The organism is Sulfitobacter brevis, assembly GCF_900112755.1.
Classification (GTDB): Bacteria; Pseudomonadota; Alphaproteobacteria; order Rhodobacterales; family Rhodobacteraceae; genus Sulfitobacter; species Sulfitobacter brevis.
On record NZ_FOMW01000041.1, the window covers coordinates 1 to 8,167 of the forward strand.

Consider the following 8,167-nt stretch of genomic DNA (forward strand, 5'->3'; position numbering starts at 1 on the left):
AACCAGATCCGCATGCATCTGTTTGGCCGTTCGCCGTTCCTTCCGTGATTTACGCTGCTCAGACAGCAACCAGCCTGTCAGCTTCTCAGCGTAAGGGTCCAACTTGCTCGGTCGGTCCAAAATTTGGAACTCGGGCTCAACTATCCCTGTCCGCAGATACTTCTTGATCGTGTTGCGAGACACCCCTGTCCGGCGCGCAATCTCGCGGATGGGCATCTTGTCTCTCAGAGCCCATTTCCGAATAATCCTCAGAAATCCCATGTCTAACACTCCAATAGCTCCCAGCTGATTCAAGCAGGGGCAAGGTTGCACATGGATCAATTCTCAATGACAATTTCTACAGTTGCCGGGTCAGTTCTCGGTGACAATCAACAGGCAGAAGAAGACGCTGTGCATCCAGATCGGATTCCGACTTTTCCGACGAATATGTGGGGTTTTCGATTGCCGCGATGTTCGCTATCTGAGTCAGATGTTGGAGAACCTCCATCACAGAAGCTTGCGTCTTAGCTTTTCACTGGGTAGCTAAAGAAGAACTTCGCGTTCAGCCTTCAACGTGTGAGCGCAAGACCCAGCGCTGGGATTGGGACCGGATGGATCACCTTAAATCATTGTTTGACCGCTCTCTTGACGCCGTGGTGGGTATGGATGCCGAGGGCCACGTTTCGGCTTGGAACAGCGCGGCGGAAGAGATCTTTGGCTGGAGCCAAGCAGTCGCAATCGGCTCATCCATGGCCGAACTTATCGTGCCCCCTCAGCACAGAGAGGGCCATACCCGCGGCTTGGCCCACTATAATCGGACTGGTGTAGGGCCCGTGCTCGAGCAGCGAATTCGTATCTCGGCAATCCACCGTGACGGCACGGAATTTCCGGTAGAACTATCAATCTTCCCGATGAACGAGCAAGATCGCGAACCGATGTTTTACGCGTTTATCCGAAGTTTGAGAGCTGAGGAACGGTTCAACCGCGAGCAAAACCTACGCGCGCGAGAAGCCGAAGCTGTCATGGCAATCGGCCAGAAGCTGATAGAAGATGCCTCGCTTGAAGAGTTCACGCTATTTTGCCTCGATCAGGTCTGCCAAATTGCGGAACTGGACGCCGCACACCTTTTTGTAAAACGGGGGACAGGCTCGGATCAAACGCTTGTACCGTCAGGCATTTGGCACCTCAGGGATGATAGTTTTCGACCTGTGATTGAGGAAACAGCCGGCCTTAATTTTATATTGGGCGAAGGCCTACCTGGACGTGCCTGGCGAACCGGGGAGTTGGAATCGCTTGACTGCCTTGCGAGCGATTTAGCATTCGTACGAAGAAAGTCCTTTGCGGGAGTAGGTCTGACGAGGGGTGTAGCCCTACCTATTCAACACGGTGGCGAAGTCCACGCGGTTCTAGAGTTTTTCGGGACTGAGAAATCCCGCTTGGATCCAGAAATTTTGCGCATGCTAAAGACGGTAGGAAACCAGATCGGTGCTGCGATCCGCAGCAAGGTGGAACGGGAAAACCGCGAGATGCTCAGGCAGGAGATGGTGCACCGCGTTGGTAATAGTCTATCCGTATTATCTGCAATCTACCGCAGTTGCTCTCGAAACGCGGCCTCCAAAGAGGAACTCGACGGGGCATTTCTCGGAAGACTTGATACAATGGGCCGTTCAAATCGAATGGCAATTATCGAGGCAGAATCTGGTGTGCCCTTACGGGATTTGATAGTTAGCTCCATTGAAATACTGCCCGATCAGGAAGAAATTCAGATTGAGGCTCCGTCGATCATGATCCCCAGTGCATCAGTGCTTCCGCTGTCGTTAGTATTTAATGAACTTGCAACTAACGCATTGAAATACGGCGCTTTGGGGATCGGAAGCAAACTAGAGATCCGAGTGAGAATAGACCCATCATCAGATGAGATCAGTATCGAGTGGTGTGAATTGCGTGATCAGCATTTAGATCAAGCCCCATCACATTCCGAACGCATCGGATTTGGCTCTCAATTGGTGCAGGCTATGGTTGAGGTGCGCCTCTGTGGCACATTTGAACGTCAAATAGATGAAGCCGGTTTTCATTTCACTATGAGGCTCCCCAGGGCACAGCTTATATCACCAAAAGCCGAAGCGACGGCCTCCAACGTTAGGTAAAGAAGCGGTCACGGAATTTAGGACCTGTCTCTTAGGTGAATCCCATGACCTAATAAGTGATCCAAAATGCAGAAACGAAAGAAACAATAAACCATCCACCCGTGGTTCACGTCTAGAGGGGGCGCAAAACCAAGCAACCGAATGGCTTACAACCAAACTTGGGCGTCGGCGGCATACACCCGCCATGAAGCTGAAATCATACGAGTAAATTCTACGGCAGATCCCCACTAAAAAGAGGGAGATTACGAAACATTTATGACCTCTTCAACTACCACGTCGGGGGTGCCTCAAGTTGTCAACGTTGCAATCGTTTGCACATCAATTTAAATTCCTCAAACGGCGGAACAAAACGACTTCAACTGGGTTGGGGTGTTTTATCTGTCTCTTAAATAGGTTCGCTAATGCAGTCGACAACAATTTTGGTGGTAGAAGATGAGGCACTTATCCTCATGGACATTGAGAACGCGCTAATCGAAGCGGGTTTTGAGGTCATCACCGCCAATAATGGATCGCGAGCCATCAAGGCTTTCGACGCTGATCCGTCGCGGATAAGCGGTGTTGTGTCGGACATAAACCTTGGTAAAGGGCCGAGCGGATGGGATATTGGTCACCATGTTCGGAAAGTAACTCCTACGATGCCAATGGTATATATGAGTGGCGACAGCTCTCATGAGTGGGAGGCGGAAGGCGTGCCAAATAGCGTTTTGGTACCAAAGCCTTTTGTGCATTCTCAGCTCTTCACCGCTCTTGCGAATCTTATGAACCAATCAAGTTAGAAACTAGGTGCGTTGGCTAAGCCGACATCCATAGTCTTTCTTTTAACTATATGGTTGGTTCCCTTTCATTAACATCGCACAGTAGAAGCTTAGCCGATAGGGAAGTCAGCGGAAAATGTTGTGCCGCCATCAAACATGTAGGTGTGCGATCCATCAAGCTGCATCACCATGCCTTTGATAATCTTGGAACCCATCCCGGAACGACTGTTTGAGGCATCAAACCCTGGACCATTGTCTGCAATCAAAAGTCTGGCCACGTCCTTCGTAAGGAGTTTAAGACTGATGGAAATCATAGGGTCTGGCCTGTCTGAGACGGCATATTTCAAAGCATTTGTGACGACTTCATTGATCAGCATCGCCAACGACGTTGCCTGATCGTGGCTGACCGGCAATTGGTCGATATCCAGGTTCAATCTGACTGAAGAACCATATGCCTGGAAAATCTTTTCCGTGACTGCAGATATGAAAGACCGAGCATCGAGAGCTGCATATGCATCGTGGTTGTACATATGCTCGTGGACAGTGGACATGGCCCCAAGTCTCAACTGAAAATTGGTTTTTACAGCTTCGGGAAGGTTCTGCATTGTGACGAGCGCATGCATCGACTGCATATTATTCTTAACCCGGTGATGGATCTCTCGAAATAGCATAGTATTTGTTGCAAGCGCCCCCTGCAGTTTTTCGTGCCGATGGACATCCCTCTTCAGGAGACGGATGATCCAAAACGCGCATAAGGCCAAGGCAAGCATGGTTGGAATTACTATTGCCAAGAATATCCATACACGTCGCCAGAACCGGCCCATCACTTCGGCGGAGCCCACTGAAGCTATTGCGATAAGGTCAGTTCCCGGAACAGTTTGATATCCCACGAATCTTTTTAAGCCGTCTACAGGAGACCTACTGGTGTAGAAACCAACATCTGATTCAGGGAGCAGCTCTTTGAAAAGGACGTACTGGCTGAGGTCCAGAGGATTATCTGTCGGCGGGTAGCGAGCTACCAGCATTCCATCTGCGCGCAATATGCTTACGGTTGAACCTACTCCCAGGCCCAGAGAGTCAAGCAACTCCCCCAGTAGGGTCGCATCGAATGAAATAACGGCCACGCCAATGAATACACCATCACGCTCAAGACGCTGGCTAAACGCGAAGATTTGACTGCCATCAATGCGACTGATTAAAAGAGAAGATGTAAAGAAGCGTTTGCCCCCTTCCGGAACTGAAAAATATTCCCGGTCACGAACGTCAATATCTACAAAGTTGGGATCGGTCGTGTAAAGGGTTTGGCCATCGGCAGCGACAATGTACGCCTTCGCGCTAGCGGGTAGCCCTTCGAGAGCGTTCCTAATGTTAATTAAAGTCGAACTATCATCAGGCTTAGCATCCACTCCGAGCGCCGAGTCCATCCGCCGTAGCGCTTGCTTAGCTACCTCGACAATCCAGCCTGTATTAATATTTACTGCTTTCGCAGCAGCTGTTGCGGACATCTCAGCACGATCTTGCGCATCATTGTAGCCCTGATAGACTAGAAAGCCCACAATGACTGAATAGATTAGAAGTGTTGCTGTGATGAACATTATAGCGGCTCGAGCCGACCCAGCAATCGCTTTGGTAACCATTAAGCGTCCTCTTTAAAACAGACCCTCCGCAAGGCATCGCGATCAGGCAATGTTTTGGACATAGGCGTGTCGCTGGAGATATCCATAATGAGACGAGACTGTTTATTCCAGAGGCGATGATAGGATTGGCCAGACCATCATGGTGTCGAGCCCAACTGAGGGCGGAATCGTAAGAATCTTCAGCGGATGCTACGTGGTACACAATATCAAGTGGGCCGGCATTGCATCGCTTCCCTCAACTTCATCAGGCAGAAAGCTTCTGTAGACCCTAAGCTGCTAGAGGGCGCTACAAGGTTGATAGGTCGGTGTGGCTGAAGCGCAAGTAGTTCAAACAGGGCATAGCACAGAAGCTAATGGTTTTTTCGACCCGATGTCCGAGCAAGCCAACTTGCGGCAGGAAGTGAAATAACAGAGCTTATCTCGCCGAGGCTCGGGCGGAGCTGAATTACCGTCGGTTCGGCGGGAAAACTCTTATCGTCAAACCACTTTTGCCGCGGGCCGTCCGCGTTCTGTATGTCGCTCACCAGAATTTTTGGGGTGTCTACCCTGTTCCGCATAAGCGCCGCCCTAGTACTTACATGGGTGCGTAGATGAATTTCCACTAGAGCGCGCAAAGGGATCACGTCATCATCAAATGTGTCGGGCGGCATCTACCAGACTTGCGTGTGTTGGCCGACACGTTCCGCAAAGGGTGCGCCGAGAAATATATTTCGCTTGAAGCGACCAGTACCGAAAAGACATTCACCACGTGGTGCAAAAGCTATTCGGCACGGTAAAAACCCTCGTTCTTACAAGTGCAGCTAAGGTTAATTCCGAGACCTAGACTGTTCACGAAAATTCGAAAGATCTGCTGCGTCGCCATACATTTGAAACTGTTGGAGTGCCTCTTTCGTAACTTATGTCAGATGCGCCCGATCAACGGGCGTTCCAACAGATGGAATGAACAATGAAACTGTCACTGAAATCCCTTCTTCTGACGGCAACGATGCTGACCGCCCCCGCGGTCGTCTTTGCCGAAGGCAACGCCAATCCGATGGTGGGCGGCGCTGAAATGTCGATGGAGATGAACATCGTCGAAAACGCAGTCAATTCTGCTGACCACACTACCCTGGTAGCAGCTGTTCAGGCCGCCGGTCTTGTCGAAACGCTGTCGGGCGAAGGTCCGTTCACGGTATTTGCCCCGACCAACGCGGCATTTGAGAAGCTGCCTGCAGGTACCGTCGAAACCCTGCTGAAGCCGGAAAACAAGGATATGCTGACTAAGATCCTGACCTGTCACGTGGTGTCGGCCAATGCTATGTCCGATGCAATCATGGGCATGATCGCGGACGACAACGGCAACCATCCCGTCCCGACCGTTGGTGGCTGCACCCTGTCGGCCAAGATGGACGGCGACAACATCACCTTGACTGACGAACAAGGCAGCATTGCTACGGTGACCATCGCCGATGTGCGTCAGTCAAACGGCGTGATCCACGTTATTGACACGGTCATGCTGCCTGCCGCCGAAGAAGCCATGGCCAACGATTCGATGATGTCCGAGGATGGCAACCCAATGGTGGGTGGCGCCGAGATGTTCGCCGACAAGAACATAATCGAAAACGCCGTCAATTCGCCGATTCACACCACCCTTGTGGCCGCAGTCAAGCAGGCGGGTCTGGTTGAAACCCTGTCGGGGGAAGGTCCGTTCACAGTGTTTGCACCGACCGACGATGCCTTTGCCGCCCTGCCCGATGGCACGGTCGACACGGTCATGATGGACGACAACAAAGAGCAACTGACCAAGATCCTGACCGCCCATGTCATTCCGGGCCGTTTGACCGTTGCCGAACTGACCTCCGGCCTATCGGGGAAACAGTTTAACAACTTCCAAACCGTGTCCGGCGACGCCCTTTCGGTGCAGGTAACCCCTGCGGGCAATGCCTATGTCTTCGACGAGAACGGCAACGCTTGGGAAGTGACCACGGCGGACGTGATGCAATCCAATGGCGTTATCCACGTAATTGAGGGCGTACTGCTGCCGCGCTAAGCGCGCCTAGTCAAATGCCAATAGAACAGGTCCCCGTCGGATTTCTGGCGGGGACCTTTTGCGAAAGTTTGGTCGAGACGGGTTTACTGCGACAAAATCCATCTGAGGAATGCCGCGGCTTTCATTGCTGCGCATCCAAAACCCCTCCCCTTTCCAACGTGCTAGTAAACTTGGGCATCCCTGCAAGGAGACTTTCTGACGCCGGCAACCTGCATTTCCCGGCCAGCGCGATTCTCAAAGGCCAAAAAATTACCACTTGGCCCAGACCAGACATGGGCCAAGTGATGGGATGACGCAGTCGGTTCCATCTTTCCTGCCACATGCCCAAGATGCGGCATTTTTTATGCATAATTGATCGCGTATTCTTTAGTCGCAAAACGCATTGCCACTGTTGCTTTGGTCCCGTTTGGATGCCACTGCTGGGAAAACGGCTTGGCCATACAACCCCATATAATCAGACAGAAAGTCGCCCACCATGTTTACTGTACGCAACGTCATCTTGGCCGCCATTGCAGGTATCCTTGGCTGCATCGCAAATTCGTTCGCCATTTCGGCCATGGCGGGTGCTGACCCTATTCCCTTGATCCTATCACCTGGGCGCGAGTTCTGGTCAATCGTGTTCGCAATGGCCTTGATCCCAATTTTCGCTCGCGCGTCAGGCGTCACAGCATGGATCGTGGGCTTCGTGGTTTTAGATGCGCTGGCGTCTTTGTCAGCGGTCTATATCTGGGGTGCTGCGGCCCCTTGGAACTTTATACTATTGGTGAACGGTATATATGCGCTGGTCACAGTGGCCGTTTACGCGTTGGGCCGTTTCAAATACCTTTAGAGCGCGTTCATTCGACGACTTTGGTGTTGGTCAGAGTGGCCGTAGTTGGACATGCGCTCAAAAAAAGACGCCGAGCGTAACGGCCATCGCTCACATTCGGGTACAAGGAGATCTATGCCGCTGACGGTCTTGTCATCCGGGCAACGCATCCTGGCAGAGGCCGTACTCAGGGGCACGGATGACAAAAGGTATTTGGCGAACCGACGAAGTCTCGGATTGAGACAGAAGCGGCATGTCTTGCGTAGACATGGGATTGTTTCCAAACAGAAAATTTTTGTCGTTGAATGCCCACCTTTGCAGAAAGGCGGACATTCTATTTTTTAGCCTTACTCCGTGAAGTGATCCTTCAGAAAGTTCGCAGCCTCTGTTATCGCTGTAGTGGTCGCCGGTGTCTGCGCATAAGCGTTCAGCATCACAAAATCATGGGTAGTGAAGTCATATCGCGTGCTTTGCGTCTTGATGCGTATTCCGGGGTGATCCGGCCACCTGTACCGATAGCATCCGGCCACCCATACCGATTTGATCCGGCCATGGATTCCGGGGCATCCGGCCACCCCTATTTTGACACGATTTAAGCGACTGCGAGGCGATCTGTAGCAGGGCTACTCTGGCGTTCATTTGAACGAGAGAGAGCCCAATGAAGAGATTGCCAATGCGGAAGATACGGGAAGCTTTGCGGCTTCGATCAGATGGATTTTCAGGACGCCGTGTTGCGCAAAGCCTGTCGGTGGGCCGCGCGACGATATCGGAGTATTTTCGGCGCGCCGATGTTGAAGGCTTGAGCTGGCCTC

Annotated in this window: 6 protein-coding genes and 1 pseudogene; 5 read left to right on the forward strand and 2 right to left on the reverse strand. The window is 51.8% G+C overall.

Going from position 1 to position 8,167, the window contains the following annotated elements; translation table 11 throughout:
• The coding region (locus BM174_RS20125) for a helix-turn-helix domain-containing protein (protein ID WP_143092511.1) at positions 1–261 on the reverse strand (261 nt) is incomplete at its 3' end.
• Positions 262–590: 329 nt separating this feature from the next.
• On the opposite strand from BM174_RS20125, the gene BM174_RS20130 reads away from it, so the two are divergent.
• Both BM174_RS20130 and BM174_RS20135 read left to right on the forward strand, forming a co-directional pair.
• Positions 591–2,126 (forward strand): PAS domain S-box protein, encoded by a 1,536-nt coding sequence (locus BM174_RS20130; protein ID WP_093925598.1) that lies wholly within the window; start codon positions 591–593, stop codon positions 2,124–2,126.
• A gap of 401 nt (positions 2,127–2,527) precedes the next feature.
• Entirely contained in the window at positions 2,528–2,902 is a 375-nt protein-coding gene (locus tag BM174_RS20135; protein ID WP_093925599.1) for a response regulator, read from the forward strand.
• An 89-nt stretch (positions 2,903–2,991) separates the two neighbouring features.
• On the opposite strand, the gene BM174_RS20140 is transcribed toward BM174_RS20135, so the two are convergent.
• Complete coding sequence (locus BM174_RS20140; RefSeq protein ID WP_093925600.1) at positions 2,992–4,518, reverse strand: sensor histidine kinase; 1,527 nt, start codon at positions 4,516–4,518, stop codon at positions 2,992–2,994.
• A gap of 985 nt (positions 4,519–5,503) precedes the next feature.
• Between BM174_RS20140 and BM174_RS21510 the strand changes: the two are divergent.
• From BM174_RS21510 to BM174_RS20150, 3 genes and pseudogenes are all read left to right on the forward strand, one after another.
• Positions 5,504–6,022: pseudogene (locus BM174_RS21510) on the forward strand (fasciclin domain-containing protein); the annotation flags it as partial.
• On the forward strand, positions 6,011–6,547 hold the full coding sequence (locus BM174_RS21515; protein ID WP_245766470.1) for a fasciclin domain-containing protein: 537 nt from the start codon (positions 6,011–6,013) through the stop codon (positions 6,545–6,547). The pseudogene BM174_RS21510 and the gene BM174_RS21515, both read left to right, overlap by 12 nt.
• Positions 6,548–7,022: 475 nt before the next feature.
• The gene (locus BM174_RS20150; RefSeq protein WP_093925601.1) at positions 7,023–7,376 is read left to right on the forward strand and encodes a hypothetical protein; all 354 of its coding nucleotides are present in this window, start codon (positions 7,023–7,025) and stop codon (positions 7,374–7,376) included.
• Positions 7,377–8,167 lie beyond the last annotated feature (791 nt).

Coding starts and splice junctions, on each gene's coding strand:
- BM174_RS20130 (WP_093925598.1), top strand. CDS start 591: ATGGATCACCTTAAATCATTGTTTGACCGCTCTCTTGACGCCGTGGTG.
- BM174_RS20135 (WP_093925599.1), top strand. CDS start 2,528: ATGCAGTCGACAACAATTTTGGTGGTAGAAGATGAGGCACTTATCCTC.
- BM174_RS20140 (WP_093925600.1), bottom strand. CDS start 4,518: ATGGTTACCAAAGCGATTGCTGGGTCGGCTCGAGCCGCTATAATGTTC.
- BM174_RS21515 (WP_245766470.1), top strand. CDS start 6,011: ATGCTGCCTGCCGCCGAAGAAGCCATGGCCAACGATTCGATGATGTCC.
- BM174_RS20150 (WP_093925601.1), top strand. CDS start 7,023: ATGTTTACTGTACGCAACGTCATCTTGGCCGCCATTGCAGGTATCCTT.